This is a genomic window from Stenotrophomonas sp. Nf1 (genome assembly GCF_003028475.1).
Lineage (GTDB): Bacteria > Pseudomonadota > Gammaproteobacteria > Xanthomonadales > Xanthomonadaceae > Stenotrophomonas.
In genome coordinates, this window is record NZ_PYTV01000001.1 from 509,063 (window position 1) to 527,019 (window position 17,957).

At 67.9% G+C, this 17,957-nt stretch carries 15 protein-coding genes and 1 pseudogene; 4 read left to right on the plus strand and 12 right to left on the minus strand.

Annotated features, from left to right (window positions below; genetic code table 11):
- Window positions 1-37 precede the first annotated feature (37 nt).
- From C9412_RS02520 to C9412_RS02530, 3 genes are all read left to right on the plus strand, one after another.
- Complete coding sequence (locus C9412_RS02520; protein WP_107230172.1) at window positions 38-778, plus strand: response regulator transcription factor; 741 nt, start codon at window positions 38-40, stop codon at window positions 776-778.
- The gene (locus C9412_RS02525; RefSeq protein ID WP_107230173.1) at window positions 775-2,088 is read left to right on the plus strand and encodes a HAMP domain-containing sensor histidine kinase; all 1,314 of its coding nucleotides are present in this window, start codon (window positions 775-777) and stop codon (window positions 2,086-2,088) included. The genes C9412_RS02520 and C9412_RS02525 overlap by 4 nt, the downstream gene beginning before the upstream one ends.
- 110 nt (window positions 2,089-2,198) lie before the next feature.
- Window positions 2,199-3,458: an MFS transporter gene (locus tag C9412_RS02530; RefSeq protein WP_107230174.1), complete on the plus strand. Its 1,260-nt coding sequence runs from the start codon at window positions 2,199-2,201 to the stop codon at window positions 3,456-3,458.
- A gap of 4 nt (window positions 3,459-3,462) precedes the next feature.
- On the opposite strand, the gene C9412_RS02535 is transcribed toward C9412_RS02530, so the two are convergent.
- The gene (locus tag C9412_RS02535) at window positions 3,463-4,410 is read right to left on the minus strand and encodes a nucleoside hydrolase (protein ID WP_107230175.1); all 948 of its coding nucleotides are present in this window, start codon (window positions 4,408-4,410) and stop codon (window positions 3,463-3,465) included.
- A gap of 152 nt (window positions 4,411-4,562) precedes the next feature.
- Here C9412_RS02535 and C9412_RS02540 point away from each other — a divergent pair.
- Window positions 4,563-4,748: pseudogene (locus C9412_RS02540) on the plus strand (hypothetical protein); the annotation flags it as partial.
- Between the two features lie 322 nt (window positions 4,749-5,070).
- On the opposite strand, the gene C9412_RS02545 reads toward C9412_RS02540, so the two are convergent.
- The 11 genes from C9412_RS02545 to mqo all read right to left on the minus strand — a co-directional run bounded on the left by C9412_RS02545 (window position 5,071) and on the right by mqo (window position 17,899).
- Complete coding sequence (locus C9412_RS02545) at window positions 5,071-5,790, minus strand: GntR family transcriptional regulator (RefSeq protein WP_107230176.1); 720 nt, start codon at window positions 5,788-5,790, stop codon at window positions 5,071-5,073.
- Window positions 5,791-6,014: 224 nt separating this feature from the next.
- Window positions 6,015-7,382 carry an SLC13 family permease gene (locus C9412_RS02550; protein WP_107230177.1) on the minus strand — a complete coding sequence of 456 codons (1,368 nt, stop codon included), beginning with the start codon at window positions 7,380-7,382 and terminating at the stop codon, window positions 6,015-6,017.
- Between the two features lie 104 nt (window positions 7,383-7,486).
- Window positions 7,487-8,407, minus strand: a complete 921-nt coding sequence (gene mdcH / locus C9412_RS02555; RefSeq protein ID WP_107230178.1) for a malonate decarboxylase subunit epsilon — start codon at window positions 8,405-8,407, stop codon at window positions 7,487-7,489.
- Window positions 8,404-9,264: a triphosphoribosyl-dephospho-CoA synthase MdcB gene (gene mdcB, locus C9412_RS02560; protein ID WP_107230179.1), complete on the minus strand. Its 861-nt coding sequence runs from the start codon at window positions 9,262-9,264 to the stop codon at window positions 8,404-8,406. Before mdcB ends, mdcH begins: the two co-directional genes overlap by 4 nt.
- The gene (gene mdcG / locus C9412_RS02565; RefSeq protein WP_107230425.1) at window positions 9,261-9,902 is read right to left on the minus strand and encodes a malonate decarboxylase holo-[acyl-carrier-protein] synthase; all 642 of its coding nucleotides are present in this window, start codon (window positions 9,900-9,902) and stop codon (window positions 9,261-9,263) included. The genes mdcB and mdcG overlap by 4 nt, the downstream gene beginning before the upstream one ends.
- Window positions 9,895-10,605: a biotin-independent malonate decarboxylase subunit gamma gene (gene mdcE, locus C9412_RS02570; protein ID WP_107230180.1), complete on the minus strand. Its 711-nt coding sequence runs from the start codon at window positions 10,603-10,605 to the stop codon at window positions 9,895-9,897. The genes mdcG and mdcE overlap by 8 nt, the downstream gene beginning before the upstream one ends.
- A complete protein-coding gene (locus tag C9412_RS02575; protein ID WP_107230181.1) occupies window positions 10,602-11,510 on the minus strand; it encodes a biotin-independent malonate decarboxylase subunit beta in 909 nt (302 codons plus the stop codon). Before C9412_RS02575 ends, mdcE begins: the two co-directional genes overlap by 4 nt.
- Window positions 11,507-11,827, minus strand: coding sequence for a malonate decarboxylase acyl carrier protein (gene mdcC / locus C9412_RS02580; protein ID WP_107230182.1), 321 nt, complete (start codon window positions 11,825-11,827; stop codon window positions 11,507-11,509). Before mdcC ends, C9412_RS02575 begins: the two co-directional genes overlap by 4 nt.
- Before the next feature lie 10 nt (window positions 11,828-11,837).
- Entirely contained in the window at window positions 11,838-13,481 is a 1,644-nt protein-coding gene (mdcA, locus tag C9412_RS02585; protein ID WP_107230183.1) for a malonate decarboxylase subunit alpha, read from the minus strand.
- A gap of 168 nt (window positions 13,482-13,649) precedes the next feature.
- Window positions 13,650-15,842, minus strand: coding sequence for a TonB-dependent siderophore receptor (locus C9412_RS02590; RefSeq protein WP_107230184.1), 2,193 nt, complete (start codon window positions 15,840-15,842; stop codon window positions 13,650-13,652).
- A gap of 356 nt (window positions 15,843-16,198) precedes the next feature.
- Window positions 16,199-17,899 carry a malate dehydrogenase (quinone) gene (mqo, locus tag C9412_RS02595; protein WP_107230185.1) on the minus strand — a complete coding sequence of 567 codons (1,701 nt, stop codon included), beginning with the start codon at window positions 17,897-17,899 and terminating at the stop codon, window positions 16,199-16,201.
- Window positions 17,900-17,957 lie beyond the last annotated feature (58 nt).

The following is a 17,957-nucleotide window of genomic DNA, read 5'->3' on the forward strand; positions in this document are numbered from 1 at the left end:
CCGCGCGGCCTTGACCTCCGTCTTCATCGAGAACGCAATGAACCACGTACCGCACATCCTTGTCGTCGACGATGACAGCGAGATCCGCCAGATGCTGGCCGACTACCTGCAACGCAACGGCCTGCGCGTGAGCCAGGCCGATGGTGGGCGTGCGATGCGCGCGCTGATGGACACTCACGCGGTGGATCTGGTGGTGCTGGACGTGATGATGCCCGGCGAAGACGGCCTCAGCCTGTGCCGCAACCTGCGTGCCGGCAAGCACCGTGCGGTGCCGGTGGTGCTGCTGACCGCCCGCGATGACGAAACCGACCGCATCATCGGTCTTGAAATGGGTGCCGACGACTACGTGACCAAGCCGTTCTCTTCGCGCGAACTGCTGGCACGCATCAATGCGGTGATCCGACGCACGCAGATGCTGCCACCGAACCTGCAGGTGAGCGAAGCCGGGCGTCAGCTGGCCTTTGGCGACTGGCGGCTGGATACCACCGCGCGCCATCTGCTGGATGCGCAGGACACCGCCTATCCGCTCAGCGGTGCCGAGTTCCGCCTGCTGCGCGTGTTCCTCGACCACGCCAACCGCGTGCTCAGCCGCGACCAGCTGCTCAGCCTTACCCAGGGCCGCGATGCGGAACTGTTTGATCGTTCCATCGATCTGCTGGTCAGCCGCGTTCGCCAGCGCCTGGGCGATGATGCGCGTGAGCCCACCTACATCAAGACCGTGCGCAGCGAAGGCTATGTGTTCAGCGTGCCGGTGCAGTTGCTGGGGCCGCAGGAATGAACGCCCGCGCGCGCCGCCTGCCGTGGCCGCGCACGCTGTCGGCGCGCCTGCTGCTGGTGCTGCTGGGCGGGTTGATCCTGGCCCATGCGCTGTCCTTCGGTCTGTTGTTCTACGAACGCTACCAGTCCACCCGCAGCATGATGCTGCGCAATCTGGACGAGGACGTGGCAGTAAGCGTGGCCCTGCTCGAGCACCTGCCGGCCGACCAGCGCCAGGCCTGGGTGCCGCGGCTGGAGCGGCGTACCTACCGCTACCTGTTGCGCCCGGCACAGGCGGGGCCCGCGCTGGAAACCGAGCGCGCGCGGCAGGTCACCGCCATTATCGATGACAGCCTGGAGCATCGCTATCGGTTGCAGGCGCGCCAGGTGGCACGCCTGCCGGAACGTTTCGAAGTGGAGCTGCGACTGCGTGACGGTTCACCGCTGACCATCGAAGTCACACCCTCGGGCCTGCCGTTGGCGCGATGGCTGCCGGCCGTGCTGCTGGTGCAGCTGGCGTTGCTGCTGGTCTGCGCATGGCTGGCGGTGCGGCTGGCATTGCGCCCGTTGCGGCAGCTCTCGCACGCCGTCGAGCAGCTGCAACCCGGCAAGGACGCACCGATGCTGCCCGAAGACGGCCCCGCCGAAGTGGGTACGGCCGCAGCCGCGCTCAATGCACTGCATGCACGCATCCGTGGCCATGTCAGCGAGCGGCTGCAGATTCTGGCTGCCATCTCGCACGATCTGCAGACGCCGATCACGCGCATGAAGCTGCGGGTGGAAACGCTGCCCGAAAATGCCACCCAGCAGCGCCTGCTGGATGACCTGGATCACCTGGGGCAACTGGTGCGCGAAGGCGTGGCCTATGCGCGCAGCAGCCATGTGGCCAGTGGCGCGCCGGTGGCGATGGATCTTGGCGCGTTCCTGGCCAGCGTGGTGGGCGACTATGAAGACATGGGCAAGGCGGTCAGTGGCGGCGCACCTGCGGGCCTGACCGTGCAGACCTGGCCGCAGCCGCTGCGGCGGGTGGTCGGCAATCTGGTCGACAACGCATTGCGCTATGCCGGCAGTGCCGAGATCGAGGCGGGTCGTGATGCAGCAGGCCGGCCGTGGATCAGCGTGTCCGACCGCGGCCCCGGCATCCCGGAGGACCAGCTGCAGGCCGTGCTGGCGCCATTCCATCGGCTGGAGAGCTCGCGCAACCGCGATACCGGCGGCACCGGCCTGGGCCTGGCCATCGCGGTGCAGCTGGCGCAGTCGCTGGGCGGCTCGCTGCAGCTGCGCAATCGCGAGGGCGGCGGCTTGCGGGCGGAACTGCAGCTGCCGGGGTAATGAGCGGGGTCAGATCCCTTTGCCAACGGCAAAGGGATCTGACCCCGTAGTTGGTGCACCGCGTCGTCACTTCGTGCGTGGCACGCTGCGGCGATGAAGGAACACATGCAATGACTGCAGCACGGCAGCGCTCGATGTGGGTGGCGGGCCTGTCCACGGTGGTGGAGTGGTACGACTTCACCCTGTACCTGTATTTCGCCACGGTGCTGTCGCGGGTGTTCTTCGGCGGCGGCGAGCAGGCCTTGCTGGTCACCCTGGCCGGCTTCGCGGTGTCCTATCTGATGCGTCCGTTGGGCGCGCTGTGCTTCGGTCACCTCGGTGATCGCCTCGGTCGGCGCTGGATGCTGCTGGCCTCGATGGCATTGATGGCCGCGGCGATGCTGGCCACCGCACTGCTGCCGACCGCCGCCACCGCAGGCACCACCGCCGGCGTACTGATGCTGGTCCTGCGCTGCGTGATGGCGTTCTCGGTGGGTGGCGAATACACCGGCGTGGTGGCCTACCTGCTGGAAAGCGCACCGCTGCGGCGACGGGGCCTGGTGACCTCGCTGGCCTCGGCGGCCAGTGAAGTGGGTGCGCTGCTGGCGGTGGCGATCTCCGCGCTCACGGTTGCGCTGCTGCCCACGCCGCAGCTGGACAGCTGGGGCTGGCGCATTCCGTTCTTCGTCGGTGCCGCACTGGCACTGGTGATCCTGGTCGCACGCTCGGGCATGCGCGAATCACCCGAATTCGAGCGGCAGCGCCGCGACGGCAGCATTCCGGCCACACCGCTGCGCCATGTGCTGCGCAACCATCCAGGAGCGGTGGCGCGCACCTTCGCGATCTCCGCACTGGGTTCGATCACCTATTACGTGGGCATCACCTACGTGCCAGCGTTCCTGCATGCGCGAGGGCACGACGAGGGCGATGCGTTGTGGCTGTCGACGATCGCGGCGGTCGCTGTGATCGCGATCACCCCGCTGTGCGGCGCATTGTCGGATCGCGTCGGCCGTCGGCCGATGCTGCTGGGCCTGACGCTGCTGGCGGCCCTGCTGCCGCTGTCGCTGTTTGCGTGGATGGCGCAGGCCTCGGCGTGGGGCATCGTGCTGGCCGCAGTGCTGCTGGCCTGCGTGGCCGGTGGCGTGAGTGCGGTGGCGGCCCCGGCTACCGCCGAACAGTTCCCAGGCGAAGGCCGGGTCAGCGGGTTGGCATTGGGCGTGACCATGGCCACGGCGGTGTTCGGTGGCGCGACACCGTGGCTGGCGCAATGGTGGGTGGAACGCAGCGGCTGGGCGGCGGCGCCGGGCGCGATGATCGCGCTGGTGGCGGTGCTGGTGCTGCCGGTGCTGTGGACCCTGCCCGAGACGGCCCCGGGCAGGGTCAAGCGCTAGCCGATCAGACCTTCAGGGTCTGCTCGATGTCGGCCAGTACCGCGGCCGCATCCACGCCGATGGCGATGGACTGCAGCACATGTCCATCCCACACGCTGGGGCCGAAACCCATGCCTTCCGGCTTGGGAATGGTCATGCCACGGGCAACGCCGTCGGTGGCCACGCGCACGCTGGCGCGCTCGAACTGGAACAGTTCCGGGCGGGTCAGCGCGATGCAGGCGCAGCAGTCGTGCACCACCATGCCCTTGTGGCCCGCCTGCAGGTAGAAGTCCACGTAGTCCTGCGACAACGCCCGCACCAGCTCGGCATCGGCGCCGCCGAGGGCGGCCAGCGTGTCCAGGCCATCGCGGTTCATTTCCACGCGGGTGGTTACGTCCAGGCCGATCGCGGTGACCGGCCAGTCGGTGGTGAACACCACGTCGGCCGCTTCGGCGTCGCCCCAGATGTTGGCCTCGGCGGCCGGAGTGATGTTGCCGTTGACGTGGAAGGCGCCGCCCATGAGCACCACGCCGCGCACCAGGCCGGCGATGTCCGGGGCCTGCTGCAGGGCCAGGGCCAGGTTGGTCATGCGGCCGACCGCGACCAGGGTCACTTCGCCCGGGTGGGCACGGACCAGATCGATGATCAGCTGATGCGCCGGGCGGGCGTCGGCGGCCACATCCAGCTGTGCCGGCACCGGGTGGTTGCCCAGGCCGTTGTGGCCGTGGATGTGCACCGGCCAGGCTTCCGGGGTGGCTTCCGGCTGCAGCGGGCCAGCGGCGCCGCGCGCGACCGGGGCGGCAAAGCCCCAGGCCTGCTTCAGGTACAGCGCATTGTGGGTGGTCGACTCCACCGAGGCGTTGCCGAAGGTGGTGGTGACGCCGATCAGGTCGATCTGGGCGTGCTTGTGCAGGTACAGCAGGGCCAGGGCGTCGTCGACGCCCGGGTCGGTATCGAAAATGACTTTCAGCATGTTGTTGTTCTTCTTCTTCCGTGTGGTGCGGGGGGCGCCGGCGGCCCGCAGGCAGGCCGGCGCGCCCTACATTGTCCCATCTTCATGACAGGCACGGCCATTGCCGGGGCCGCAGGCCATAATGCCCCCCGTCCAGGCCCGGAGTCCGCCGCATGCTGATCGTGACCCTTCTGCTGGCCCTGCTGGTGCTGGGCCTGAACGTGGTAGCCACGGTGGTGATCGTCCAGCGCGAGGGCCTGTCGGCAGGGGGCCGGGCGGTGCAGCTGCTGCTGGTCTGGCTGCTGCCGCTGGTCGGCGCGATCCTGTGCATGGTGGTGGCCACGGCCGATGGCTCGGGCGGCGGCGGGGACGGCGATTGATGGGACCTTCCTGGTTGCCGGCCAGCGGCCGGCACTACCCCGCCGAGGTCACGTCCCGGTAGTGCCGGCCGCTGGCCGGCAACCTCACCCGCTCAGCCGCCGCTCGGGCAGCCGCGGGGAGGGGTGAGGGCGGCGTAGCGTCGAGCTTGCTCGACCGCCTGTACAAAAGCAGTCGAGCAAGCTCGACTCTACAGAAGCGGCGACAGCGGCGACGGCGGCGATGGATGGGACGTTCCTGGGTGCATACCCCGCCGAGGTCACGTCCTGGTAGTGCCGGCCGCTGGCCGGCAACCTCACCCGCTCAGCCGCCACCTTCGGTGGGCAGCGGCGCCGGCACGTTCAACAGGCCGCCGGCGGCTACATAGGCGGCCAGCGCCTGGCCCTGGCTGAGCAGGTGGCGTTCCATGGTGCGTTCGGCCGCAGCGGCATCGCGCCTGCGGAAGCACTCCATCAGCTCGCGGTGTTCGGCCAGCGACTGCGCGGTGCGCCCCGGGGTCAGCAGCTGGCGGCCACGGTGCATCTTCAGGATGCGGTGCAGGTCGTGGGTGATGCGGATCAGCCACGGATTGCCGGCATAGTGCTGCACGGTTTCGTGGATGAGGTAGTTGTTGCGGTAGTACTCGGCGATGTTGCCCTCGGCGGCGGCCGTCTCCATCGCCGCGTGCAGGTTCTCCAGCTGCTGCACACCGGCATCGTCGATATGCCTGACCGCCTCATGCGCGCAGCGGCCTTCCAGCATCGCCATCACCGGGAACAGCTGGTTGAGGTCTTCCAGGGTGAGCCGGGTGACCCGCGCGCCACGACCCGCATCGATCTGCACCAGTCCTTCGGCGGCCAGCAGCTTCAGCGCCTCGCGCAGCGGTGTTCGGCTGATGCCCAGTTCCTCGCACAGGGCCGGCTCGTCGATCCACTCACCCGGTGGCAGGCGGTAGTCGTAGATGCGTTCGCGCACGTGTTCGGCGACCTCTTCATACAGAGGGGCGCGCTTCTTCGGTGAACGCGGGGCAGGAGCGATGGCCATGGCGGAAAGTGTACTGCCTCCCTGCGTGGGACCTGTAACGCGGGCGGAAACCGAGGGGGGAACGGCTCGGGGGGAGCGGCGGGGTAGAGTCGACTGTTAGTCGACTTTCGCGCGCAGCGCGGGGTTTTTCGCCGTCGGAACGCAGAGCAGTCGACTAACAGTCGACTCTACCTCGTCGGCCATACCCCGCTGGAAAGGCGCCGGCCCCCGGCGCCCCTGTGCAGTTACATCCAGCCCGGCACCACGAACACCAGCCACGCCAGCAGCGGCCCCAGCGCCACCACCAGGCCGCTGTAGACCAGAAAGCGGCGGAACAGGGTCTCGCGCTCTTCCTTGGCGGCCGAGGCCACCACCAGTGCGCCATTGGTCGAGAACGGGCTGACGTCAACGATGGTGGACGACACCGCCAGCGCGCAGATCACGCCGGCTGCGCCCAGGTGGCCCTGCATCAGGAACGGCACGGCCAGCGGAATCGTTGCGCCCAGCACGGCGGCCGAGGACGCGAAGGCGGAGACGATGCCGCCGACGTAGCAGACCAGCAGTGCGCCCAGCAGCGGAATGCCGATGCTGGAAACACCATGGCCGATGAAGTCCACCGCGCCGGCATGCTCCAGCACGCCGATGTAGGTCACCACGCCGCAGATCAGCAGCACGGTGGACCAGCTGATGCCATCGACCGCACCCTTCTGGCTCCGCGGCGACAGCAGCGCCAGCGCCACGGCCACGGTGATCGAGACCAGGCCGACGTTGAGGTTGTAGATCAGCGCGGCCACGCCCAGCCCCAGCAGGCCGATCAGGGTGAACAGGCGTTCGCGGGTGAAGCCGACCGCCTCCAGCGCCTCGGGATCGTTGCTGAGCGTGCCGCCACCGGCAGCGACCAGCGCGCCATGCCCTTCAATGGCGAACTGCCGCGACGACGCCTGCGGGCTACCGGCCATCGCAAGCCCGGCGTTGCCGATCGTTCCGGCCGCGGTGATCGAGCCACGACGCAGCAGCGCGATGCCACCGAAGGCGAAGAAGCAAATCGTCGCCATCATGAAGTTGAAGCCCAGGCTGGTCAGGAACACCGCCATTTCAGTTACTTCCAGCCCGGCTTTCTGCACGACCCCATTAGTGATGCTGCCGTACACGCTGATTGGCGAAAAGCCGCCGGCCTGTGCGCCATGGATCACCAGCAGGCCCATCATCAGCGGGTTGATGTTGTATTGCTTGGCGAAGCGCAGCGCGACCGGGCCGATGATCGCCACTGCGGCCGGGCCAAGCGCACCGAACGCGGTGAGTACCGCGGTGACCACGAACATCACCCAGGGGATGGCGACGATGTGGCCGCGCACCGCGCGCACCGCCCAGTGCACCAGCAGGTCGATGGTGCCGTTCTTCTGCGCAATGGCGAACAGGTAGGTGATGCCGACCAGGGTCAGGAACAGGTCGCCCGGGAACCCGGCCAGTACCTCCTTGCCGTCCATGCCGACCCAGACACCGCCAATGATGAACGCCAGCGCGAAGGCCACCGCACCCATGTTGATCGGCAGAGCGGTGGCGACGATGAACATGACCACCAGACCGATGATCGTTGCGAGTTGTGGACTCATGCGCCCTCCCAGACACGTGGCTCACGTACAGCACGGATGGAGACCCGCCATCCCGGGGTAAGGCGACGTACGGCGTGTTGCGTGATGCGTACTGCTCGAACCCGTTACTGCAGCCGCTCCAGCGCGCTGCGGACCCAGGCCGCGGTGCCTTCAAGGCTCTGGAACTCTTCCACCGCGCGCACTTCGCAGCACGGATAAGCCGGCGCGACCATGCGCGCCAACGCGTTGCCGGGGCCCAGCTGCAGGAATACCCGCGCGCCACGCTCGAAGGCCTGGCGCATCACCTGCGCCCATTCGATGGTCTGTGCCAGCTGCGCCGACAGGGTGTGCACCGTCGCCGCACGATCACGCACGGGTCGTGCATCGATAGCGGCCAGCAGCGGCAGGCGCGGGGCCTGCAGCGGGGCAGCATCAAGTGCGGCGGCAAACGGTGCGACCGCCGCCGCCAGCAGCGGTGTGTGTGCGGGAACATGCACCGGCAGCACGCGGACTTCGGCGCCCTGTGCGCGTGCCGCGTCGGCCAGTGCCTGCAGGGGCGCCTGCGCACCGCCAACGATGAAATGATCATGGCCATTGGCAATCGCCACGAAGGTGCCGTGCGCATCACAGAGCGCGTGCAGTGCACTGCGATCCAGCCCAAGCACCGCCTGCAGTCCGGCATCGGCGGGGCCGGCGGCGTCCATCAGCTGCGCGCGCCGGGCGGCGAGTGCCAGACAGGTGTCCGCATTGAAGGTGCCGGCGACGGCATGCGCGGCCAGTTCACCGACGCTGTAGCCGGCCACCAGCACCGGTGCAGGCAGCGCTTCGCGCAGTCCCTGCCAGTGCGCGAGGGTGGCCGCACACAGCAATGGCTGCGCCAGCACGTTGTCGAAGCGCGATTCATCAGCGGCCGCCGCGAACACGTCGCGTCCAAGCACTGCGCTGGCAATCTCCAGTACGTCGCGCGCGGCAGGCAGATCGCGCACGCGCTCGAACATCGCCGCATGCTGCGCGCCTTGCCCGGGACAGAGCAGAGCCAGGCTCATGCGGCCTCCTGCTGCAGCAGGAACCAGCTGCAGGCGAGCAGGTCGGCACTGCCGCCAGGGCTGAGGCGGCGCGCGACGAAGCATTCACCGATGCCGTGCAGGCGCACTTGCCAGCCCGGTGCGAAGGCACCGCCACTTTCCAGAAAACCACGCGCCTGCTGCTGCGCCCAATGCAGGCCGTCGATGCCGCCACGGTGCAGCAGGTTGAGGTCGTCGATGTGCGCGACCAGCTGCATCAGGGTCTGGCACAGCGCCGCGTCGCGCGGCAGCCCTGCGCTCAGGGCATCGCGCAAGGTGGGCACGGCCAGTTCGCGCAGCAACGGGTAACCGGCCGCCGCCTGTTCGCGCACGCCCGGCACACCATGCTGCACTCGTGCGCGCTGCCCCGGGCTCTGTGCATCCAGTGGAGCACGGGCGAAATCGTCGGCCCAGTGCTGTACGCCGAGGCACACCTGTGCGGCAGGCACGCTGTGGCCGTGCTGGCGCCGGCAACGTGCGGCGGCGGCCACCAGCAGGCCGAGGCTGAAGATTGCACCGCGATGGGTGTTGATACCGCTGGTGGCGCGCAGCATCGCGGTTTCGGCAGCGAGGCCGTGCGTGCGCAGCCGCGCGAACGGTGCGTCGGCAGCACCGGCGTGCGCCATCGCGGTGAAGTAGTGGCGCAGCGCGAACAGGCTGCGCAGGAATGTGCCGGCATCCATGTCGTCATGGCTGCCCGCATCGAACGGCGTGACCAGCCCCGGTTTGGGGGCCAGTGCCAGTTCGGCATGCAGGCTGGCGATGGCCAGGCGACCCAGGCGCGCGCTGTCGAACGCACGTTCGCCGGGCGGCAGACGGAGCTGGACGACGGCGCTCACGCCGCCACTCCGGTTGCCACGAACAGGTGCTCGCGGCTTTCCAGCGCCGCGCCATCCAGGCGCTTCATCAGCACCTGGCGGCTGTCGCCGGCATATTCGCGCCAGTTCACCGCGCCGCCATCAGGCAGGCCCAGTTCGCCATCGACGCGACGGCCGTGCTCGTGCTCCCAGGCATTCAGGTGTGCGACAAGTGCGTCGGCATGGGTGCGGGTCTGCACCTGCCACAACAGATCGATGTCCGAGCGTGGATGCACATACGGCAATCGGCTCAGATGCTGCCAGGCGAACGCACCGAACACGCGTGCCGGTGCGATGCGCGCCAGGGTGTGCAGTGCCTGCTGCCAGTCGGTCGGGACACCGGCGGTGAGCACCGCGTCCAGTGTCGGCGGCAGTTGCAGGCGCTGCACATCCTGCAGCGGTACGCGCAGGGCCAGGCGCAGTTTGCCTTCGTTCGGCGGCAGCGGTACGCCCAGGCGCAGGCGCGGGTCGGGATCATCCACGGCACGACGCGCCACCATCGCCGGCAGGCCCTGCGCGAACCAGGCCGCGAGGCGTGGTTCCTGCGCGGCCACGTCGGCGCGCCAGTCGGCGTGGGCCGACAGCCAGACCAGCGTGTGGCGGGCGGGCCGCTCAGGCATCGCCGCGGGCCACGGCATCGGCAACAACCGCCGCCAGCGCACGACCGCCACGCTGTACACCCAGCGCCGCGCGCACGTCGCCTTCGCTGGGCGTGCGCAAGGCCTGCAGCAGATGCTGGGCCAGGTCGCCTTCCCACAGCGATTCCACGGCGCCCATGGCCACGTAGTTGGCCACGCCCGGCGCGAATACCGGTGAGCTCTGGCTGAGCGCCTGCAGCTTTTCCAGCGGCTGCTTGGTCACCCGCGCCATCGCGCGCAGGTCCATCACCCGCACCTGTGCGTCAGGCAGGGCATGGATGTGGTCGGCCATCAGGCCGAAGGACAGGAAACCACCACTGACCGATTCGCCATAGACCAGGGTGACCAGCCGCGCACCACGGCGACGCGCCAGATCGATGCTCTGCGCGAGGTGGCCGAAGTAGCCGTTGATGCCCAGCAGTTCATCGCGGCGCGCCAGGCGCTGGCCTGCGGTGTCGGCCAGCATCACGATCGGCCGCTGCGGATGCGCGGCGGTGCTGGCCAGCACCGATTCGGCCAGCGCCAATGCATGATCGACACCGACCTCGATGCGGTCGGTGGTGCCGATCACCGTCACCTCGCCGTCGTCGGTGGTCGCCGTGCCGGACAGCACCGAGTCACTCACCGCGATGGCATGCCCGCGCGGGAACAGGGCATCTAGCAGGGGCTGCAGCGCGGCGTTCATGGCAGGCTCCGGTCACGGGTGGCGGCAAGGAAGGCGTCGGTGTCCAGCAGCGGCAGCCGCGCGGGTTCGGCAATGCCCTGGCGGGCCCATATCTCCACGGCGTCGCGGCAATCGCCCCAGGCCTGAACGCGGGCCTTCAATGCCGCATGCCGGGCCTGCAATGCACGCAGCGAACGCTCGCTGTCGCCGCTGTCGGCATCGGGGTGCAGCGCCTCGGCAGCGGCGTGGGCGAAGGCGTCGAGGGCGTCGGGCACCAGCACCTGGGCCTGGTCGATCAGATAGCGGTGCTTGCCGCCGGTCACCCGCCACACCAGCGCGCGGTCGCGCGAGTCGAACTCCTCCACGCCGCGTACCGTCTCGATCACTTCCGGTCCGGACAGCGACAACCGGCCTTCCTCGGACATGATCACCGTGCTGCAGCAACGGGCGACGATGCCCATGCCACCGAACGCACCATTGCCACTGCCGATCAGGGCGACGACCGGCACGCCCGCCGCGCGCGCATCGAGCGTGGCGCGCATGATCTCGGAAATGGCGATCAACCCGGCATTGGCTTCATGCAGACGTACGCCACCGGTGTCGAGCAGCAGCAGCACGCCTTCCGGGTGCGTCTGCGCCGCGCGGCGCAGCAGGCCGGTCAACTTGGCACCATGCACTTCGCCGACACCGCCGCCCATGAAGTGGCCCTGCTGCGCGGCCAGCAGCACGCGCTTGCCGCGCAGCAGGGCCTGGCCGACCACGATGCCATCGTCAAACGCGGCCGGCTGTTCGAGCTGGGCCAGATGCGGGCTCATCATCCGCCGCGCGGGGCCGAGGAATTCGCGGAACGAACCGGCATCGACCAGCCCGGCAATGCGCTCGCGTGCATCGGCTTCGTAGTAGCTGCGGCGCTGCATGTGGCTCATGGTGTGCCCCCGGCGAGCAGGGTTTCCACCGCCTGGTCCAGGCGCAGGCTGACCACCGCCGGTGTGGCGCCGGCGTCGTTGATCGACACGCGCACGTCGCGCAGCGGGTGGCGCTGGGCGAAGTCGGCGATCACCGCCTGCCAGATGGTGCCGAAGCCGCGCGCAGCGGTGACGATGCGCACCGTCATCGCGCCGTCCAGTGCGGCCGGCTCCAGCAGGATTTCCAGATTGCCCGAGGCCAGCACGCCGACCAGCACCGCATCGCGCGCGAACTGCACCGGGGTGCGGCCTTCGAATCGATAGTCGAGGGTTTCCATGCTCGGTCCCTTACCAGTTGCGGAAGCGCTTGGGTGGGTCGTACAGCCCGCCGGACCAGCGCACCAGATCCTTCACCGAGCGCGCGGCCAGCAGGTCGCGGCTGGCATCGCGCACGTTGATGCCGAGGTCGTCCGGGCGCTGGATCACGCCACGGTCACGCAGGTTTTCCACCATCGCGCGGTCCCGGCCCATGCCGACGGCGGTGTAGCCGGCCACGCCACGGATGGCCTGTTCGCGTTCTTCCTGCGTGCGGCACAACAGCAGATTGGCGATGCCCTCTTCGGTGAGCACATGGCTGACATCGTCGCCATAGATCATCACCGGTGGCAGTGGCATGGCGGCGCGCTCGGCCAGCTCCCAGGCATCCAGGCGCTCGACGAAGGCCGGCGCCATGTGTTCGCGGAAGGTCTCCACCATCTGCACCACCAGCTTGCGTCCGCGTGGCATTTCGCCGGGGCGTGCCGCCTGTCGGCCAGCCTTGATCCAGGCATCGCTGGCGTGGCGGCGGCCGCGTGCATCCGAACCCATGTTCGGCGCACCACCAAAGCCGGCGATGCGGTCGCGCGTGGCGGTGGAGCTGTTGCCCTGCAGGTCGATCTGCAGGGTCGAACCGATGAACATGTCACAGGCATACAGGCCGGCGGTCTGCGAGAACGCGCGGTTGGAGCGCATCGAACCGTCGGCACCGGTGAAGAACACATCGCCGCGCGCGGCGATGTACTGCTCCATGCCCAGTTCCGAGCCGAACGAATGCACCGACTTGACGAAGCCCGATTCGATGGCCGGAATCAGCGCCGGATGCGGATTGAGCGCCCAGTGCTGGCAGATCTTTCCCTTCAGCCCCAGCGATTCGGCGTAGGTGGGCAGCAGCAGTTCGATCGCGGCGGTATCGAAGCCGATGCCATGATTGAGGCGGTTCACGCCGTACTCGGCGTAGATGCCCTTGATCGCCATCATCGCCATCAGCACCTGGATCTCGGAGATCTGCGCCGGATCGCGGGTGAACAACGGCTCGATATGGTTCGGCGTTGGCGCCTGCACCACGAAGTTGACCCAGTCGGCCGGGATGTCGACGCGGGGGAGGGTGTCGAGGATCTCGTTGACCTGGGCAATGACGATTCCGCCGCCGAATGCAGTGGCTTCCACGATCACCGGCGTGTCTTCGGTGTTCGGGCCGGTGTAGAGGTTGCCGTGGCGGTCGGCGGCCTGCGCGGCCACCAGCGCTACGCGCGGGGTCAGGTCGATGAAGTAGCGGCCGAACAGTTCCAGGTAGGTGTGGATGGCCCCGATCTGGATGCGCCCTTCGGCCACCAGGTTGGCCAGCCGCACCGATTGCGGGCCGGAGAAGGAGAAGTCCAGTTTCGAGGCGATGCCGCGCTCGAACACATCCAGGTGCGAGGGCAGGGACAGCACCGACTGCACCATGTGCAGGTCATGCACGCGAGCGGGGTCGAGGTCGGCGAGGGTCTGGGCGAGGAAGTCCGCCTGCTTCTGGTTGTTGCCTTCCAGGCAGACCTTGTCGCCGGGTTCGAGCAGCGCGTGCAGCAGTTCGCGCACGTCGTCGGCCGCGACCTGGTGGCCGCGCGCCCACGGCGCGGCGCGCTCCAGGCGCACCCGGCGGCTGCGTTCCAACGTATCCCAGCTCGGGTTCATCGACCGGCTTCCGATTGGCGTTGGGATAATTACGGCATAATTACAGCGCGGAGTGCAACCTGCAGTGCAGCAAAAGTAAGGGCCCGCGCGGAGGCGGGCCCTGTCCTGCTGCCTGGGGTCAGAGCCCTTTCCTGCGGAAAGGGATCCGATCCCGGGCATGTGCCTGCCTCAGAATTTCCAGCGTAGGCTGGCCGCCACGAAGCGCGGTTCGCCGAAGTTGTTGTAGTCCAGGTTGGCCCAGTAGGTCTTGTCCAGCGCGTTGCGCACGCTCAGCGTCGCGGTCCAGTTGTCGCTGATGCGGTAGTTGGCGTTGAACTGCACCAGCGAGTACGCGGGCTGGTTCACCGTTACCGTGCCACCCAGCGGGTAGGCGATGTTGTAGCCCTGCACCTTGCTCTGCCACTGCACGCCGCCGCCGATGCTCAGCCGTTCCAGCGCGCCGCGCAGCTGCAGCTGGGTGTTGAGCTGCAGCAGGTCCTCGGGCGGGTTGGCGTACAGCAGGTCGGTGGCGGCGCGGGTCACCTTGACGTGGGTGTAGCCGGCATTGACCGTCCAGCCCGGCAGGATTTCGCCGTTGACGTCCATCTCCCAGCCCCGCGCCTTGGTGCCGTTGATGCCGATGTAGGCCGAGCTGCCATCACTGAGGGTGCCCTCCGGCACGCTCATGTCGCGCACGGCGTAGTTGTCCTGCTTGGCCTCGAACACCGCCGCATTGGCGGTCAGGCGGCCGTCGAACCACCGGGTCTTGATCCCCGCTTCCAGATTCGAACCCTGCACCGGCGCCAGCAGGTTCTCGTTGCGGTCCTTGTAGTTCTGCGGATTGAAGATCTCGGTGTAGCTGGCGTAGGCCGACACGTTCGGGGTGATGTCGTAGACCAGGCCCACATACGGGGTGATTTCGTCGCTGACCTTGTAGGCGCCGCTGGTGCCGGTATAGGCGCCGGCCGCGTTGTAGGAACGGCTCAGGGTCTGCCAGCGGCTCAGGCGCGCACCGGCGATCAGCGACAGCGGATCGGCCAGGTGCAGGCGGGTGGCCAGGTAGACGCCGCTCTGGGTGGTCTTTGCCACGCGCCGTGCACCGGTGCGGGTGTAGGTCACCTCGGAAATGTCGCCGTCCCAATCAAAGACATTCGGGATGTAGTAGCAGCGCTCGCGCCCGCAGGTGGCCCAGTCACGCGGGAAATTCAGCGCGACGGTATTGGTGGTTCCTTCCAGGTCCGACCACTGCGCACCCAGGGTGAGGTCGTGGTCGCGGCCGAACAGCGGGAACGTGCCGGTCAGGTAGGCATCGACGTTGCGGCGGGTGTCCTTGGAATCACCCGCCGCGGCGCGCAGGTAGATGCCCGAGCCGGTTACCGGGTCCGGGTTGCCGGTGCCGTACAGGCGCACGTTCTGCACGTTGCCGCGGGTGTAGGCGGTGTTGATCTTCAGCAACCAGTCCTCGCCCAGGCGCTGCTCCAGATTGGCGAAGGCCGTGTTGCTCTCGCGCTTCCAGTAGCTCCATTTCGGCGACAGGTTGGTCGAGCGCGCCAAGTGGGCAAAGTTGCCCTGGTTGTCGAAGAACGCCACGGTACCCCAGGTGGATCCGACCGGGTTGTTGTCCTGGCTCTGGTAGCCGAGGGTGATCGTGGTGCTGTCGGTGACGTCGCCTTCCAGCACCGCCATGCCCGCCATCTTGTTCTCTTTGTAGCGGTCGTAGTACAGCCCGCGATCGGTATAGGCGGCGACCACGCGGCTGCGGAAACGGCCGTCATCGGTCAGCGGCGCGGTCACATCGGCCTCCATGCGGCGGTAGTCCCAGCTGCCGGCGCTGACCGCGAACGAGGCATCGAACTCCTTGCCCGGGCGCTTGCGCAGCAGGTTCACCGTGGCCGACGGCACGCCGGCGCCACTGAGCAGGCCGTTGGCACCGCGGATCACTTCGATGCGGTCATAGAAGGCGGTGTCGTATTCCTGGTTGGTCGAGCCGCTGTAAGTGGGAATGCCATCGACCTGGAAATCGGTGATGGCAAAACCACGGGCGTAGTACAGCGGGCGCTGGGTGTCATAGAAGGACACGCTGACGCCGGTCACGGTGCGCATCACATCGTTGATGCTGAACAGCGACTCGTCCTGCAGGCGCTTGAGGCTGATCGCCGTGGCCGACTGCGGGGTTTCCTGCAGGGTGATCGGCAGGCGCGTGGTGCTCGACGGTGGTGCGGACTGTTCGGCGCGAACGCTGACCCGGTCCAGGGTCTTGGCATCGGCGGCGCCATCGGCCGCCGCGAACGCACTGGGTGCGGCCAGCAGCGACAGCGACGAAAGCAGGGCCGCCGGCAGCAGTGCGCGGCGGGGCAGGCGGTTACGCAGGGTCAGGGACATGGTGGGCTCGAAGCGTGGAGGCGGGGAAGGGCGGCAACAGTCGTCCAGCACCCGGGGCGGCGGCTTCGGGCACGTCAGTTCCATCTGGGAGGGGCGCGGTCACTGCGCAGGACGCAAATGTAAATAATTCTTAACAACATTACAATTCGTATCAATGCGCATAGGCTTTCCGGCGTATGGCAGCGATGGGATGGGGTCAGATCCCGTTGCGCAGGCAACGGGCTCTGACCCCGGCCATCAGCGTCTGGGGACGGGTCAGAGCCCTCCCGTTCGGGAGGGATCCGACCCGTCGGCGCACAAAAACGAACGGCCACCCGAAGGTGGCCGTCCGTGTGCGTCGAAAGGAAACGGCCGGCTTACAGCGCCTGCAGTTCCTCGTTGGCGTTGCGCTTTTCCTTGGCCGGCGCCGGAACCGCGGCCGGAACCACGGCGGGTGCAGGGGCTGCCGCATTGGCGTCCACCGGTACCTCCAGGTACGGCAGGTGCAGGGTCTGGCTGGTCAGCGTGCGGATCTCGTTGGTCAGCGCCGCGCTGTCGTTGAGCTTGCGCCCGTACGACGGCACGATCTCGCGCAGGCGCGCTTCCCAACCGGCCTTCATCTGGTCCGGGAAGGCCTTGGCCATCAGGTCCAGCATGATCGGCGGTGAGGTCGAGGCACCCGGCGAAGCGCCGAGCAGGGCGGCGAGGGTGTGATCCTTGTCGGTCACGATCTCGGTACCGAACTGCAGCACCGCGCCCTTCAACGGGTCACGCTTGATGATCTGCACGCGCTGGCCGGCGGTCACCAGCTTCCAGTCGCCGGGCTTGGCGTTGGGGAAGTACTTGACCAGTTCGGCCTGGCGATCGGCGTCGTTCAGACGCGCCTGGCCCATCAGGTACTGCACCAGGTCGAGGTTGTCCTTGCCCACTTCCAGCATCGGGCCCACGTTGTTGTGGGTGACCGAGGAGTACAGGTCCCACCACGAGCCGTGCTTGAGGAACTTAGTGCTGTACAGCGCGAACGGCCCGAACAGGACCACCGGCTTGCCGTCCAGCTTGCGCGCATCCAGGTGCGGCACCGACATCGGCGGCGACCCGGTCTCGGCCATGCCGTAGGCCTTCACGCCGTGGCGCGAAGTCACGTCCTGGCCCTGGAAGGCCAGGAACTGGCCGCCAACCGGGAAGCCGGCGTAGTCCTTCGACTCCGGAATGCCCGACATCTGCAGCAGCTTCAGCGCAGCGCCACCGGCACCGATGAACACGAAGCGGGCGTGGGTGGTGGACTCGGTGCCGGCCTTGAGGTCCTTCACCGTCACGTTCCAGCTCTTGTCGGCGTTCTGCCGCAGCGCGCTCACCTCATGGTTCAGATGCAGGCTGAAGTTCGGGCTGCGCTGCAGGCCGGAAGTCAGCTGGCGGGTGATCACACCGAAGTTGACGTCGGTGCCCAGCGGCATCCAGGTTGCGGCCACCTTCTGCTTCGGATCACGGCCTTCCATCAGCAGCGGTGCCCACTGCTTGATCTGCGCCGGATCTTCCGAATACTGCATGCCGTAGAACAGCGGATTCTTCACCAGGGCCTGCTGGCGCTTGTGCAGGTAGGCGATGTTGTCATCGCCCCAGACAAAGCTCATGTGCGGGGTCGGGTTGATGAAGTCGCTGGGCTGGCTGAGCCGGCCTTGCTTGACCTGGTGCGACCAGAACTGGCGCGAGACCTCGAACGATTCGGCGATGCCGACCGCGCGCTTGGTCTCGATGCTGCCGTCGGGCAGTTCCGGGGTGTAGTTCAGTTCGGCGAACGCCGAGTGGCCGGTGCCGGCGTTGTTCCAGCCGTCGGAGCTTTCACCGGCGACGCCGTCGAGGCGTTCGTAGACCTGGATGTTCCAGTCCGGCTGCAGTTCCTGCAGGTAGGTGGCCAGGGTGATGCTCATGATGCCGGCGCCGACCAGCACAACGTCGACGGGCTTGTCGTTGCTGGCGGCGGGCACCGAGCGCTGGGTCAGCGGCCAGTACAGGAACAGCGCGGCGGCCAGCAACAGCAGCACGAGCAGGGCGAGCAGGGCCTTGCCAAATTTCTTCATGGGGGCGGGATCGTTGGCGGAGGGGAGGAGTTCAGGATGCGCATGAAGCAGGGAAAGG

Excerpts from the sequence above, each read along its gene's own strand:
- C9412_RS02520 (WP_107230172.1), top strand. The coding sequence starts at position 38 with ATGAACCACGTACCGCACATCCTTGTCGTCGACGATGACAGCGAGATC.
- C9412_RS02525 (WP_107230173.1), top strand. The coding sequence starts at position 775 with ATGAACGCCCGCGCGCGCCGCCTGCCGTGGCCGCGCACGCTGTCGGCG.
- C9412_RS02530 (WP_107230174.1), top strand. The coding sequence starts at position 2,199 with ATGACTGCAGCACGGCAGCGCTCGATGTGGGTGGCGGGCCTGTCCACG.
- C9412_RS02535 (WP_107230175.1), bottom strand. The coding sequence starts at position 4,410 with ATGCTGAAAGTCATTTTCGATACCGACCCGGGCGTCGACGACGCCCTG.
- C9412_RS02545 (WP_107230176.1), bottom strand. The coding sequence starts at position 5,790 with ATGGCCATCGCTCCTGCCCCGCGTTCACCGAAGAAGCGCGCCCCTCTG.
- C9412_RS02550 (WP_107230177.1), bottom strand. The coding sequence starts at position 7,382 with ATGAGTCCACAACTCGCAACGATCATCGGTCTGGTGGTCATGTTCATC.
- mdcH (WP_107230178.1), bottom strand. The coding sequence starts at position 8,407 with ATGAGCCTGGCTCTGCTCTGTCCCGGGCAAGGCGCGCAGCATGCGGCG.
- mdcG (WP_107230425.1), bottom strand. The coding sequence starts at position 9,902 with ATGCCTGAGCGGCCCGCCCGCCACACGCTGGTCTGGCTGTCGGCCCAC.
- mdcE (WP_107230180.1), bottom strand. The coding sequence starts at position 10,605 with ATGAACGCCGCGCTGCAGCCCCTGCTAGATGCCCTGTTCCCGCGCGGG.
- C9412_RS02575 (WP_107230181.1), bottom strand. The coding sequence starts at position 11,510 with ATGAGCCACATGCAGCGCCGCAGCTACTACGAAGCCGATGCACGCGAG.
- mdcC (WP_107230182.1), bottom strand. The coding sequence starts at position 11,827 with ATGGAAACCCTCGACTATCGATTCGAAGGCCGCACCCCGGTGCAGTTC.
- mdcA (WP_107230183.1), bottom strand. The coding sequence starts at position 13,481 with ATGAACCCGAGCTGGGATACGTTGGAACGCAGCCGCCGGGTGCGCCTG.
- C9412_RS02590 (WP_107230184.1), bottom strand. The coding sequence starts at position 15,842 with ATGTCCCTGACCCTGCGTAACCGCCTGCCCCGCCGCGCACTGCTGCCG.
- mqo (WP_107230185.1), bottom strand. The coding sequence starts at position 17,899 with ATGAAGAAATTTGGCAAGGCCCTGCTCGCCCTGCTCGTGCTGCTGTTG.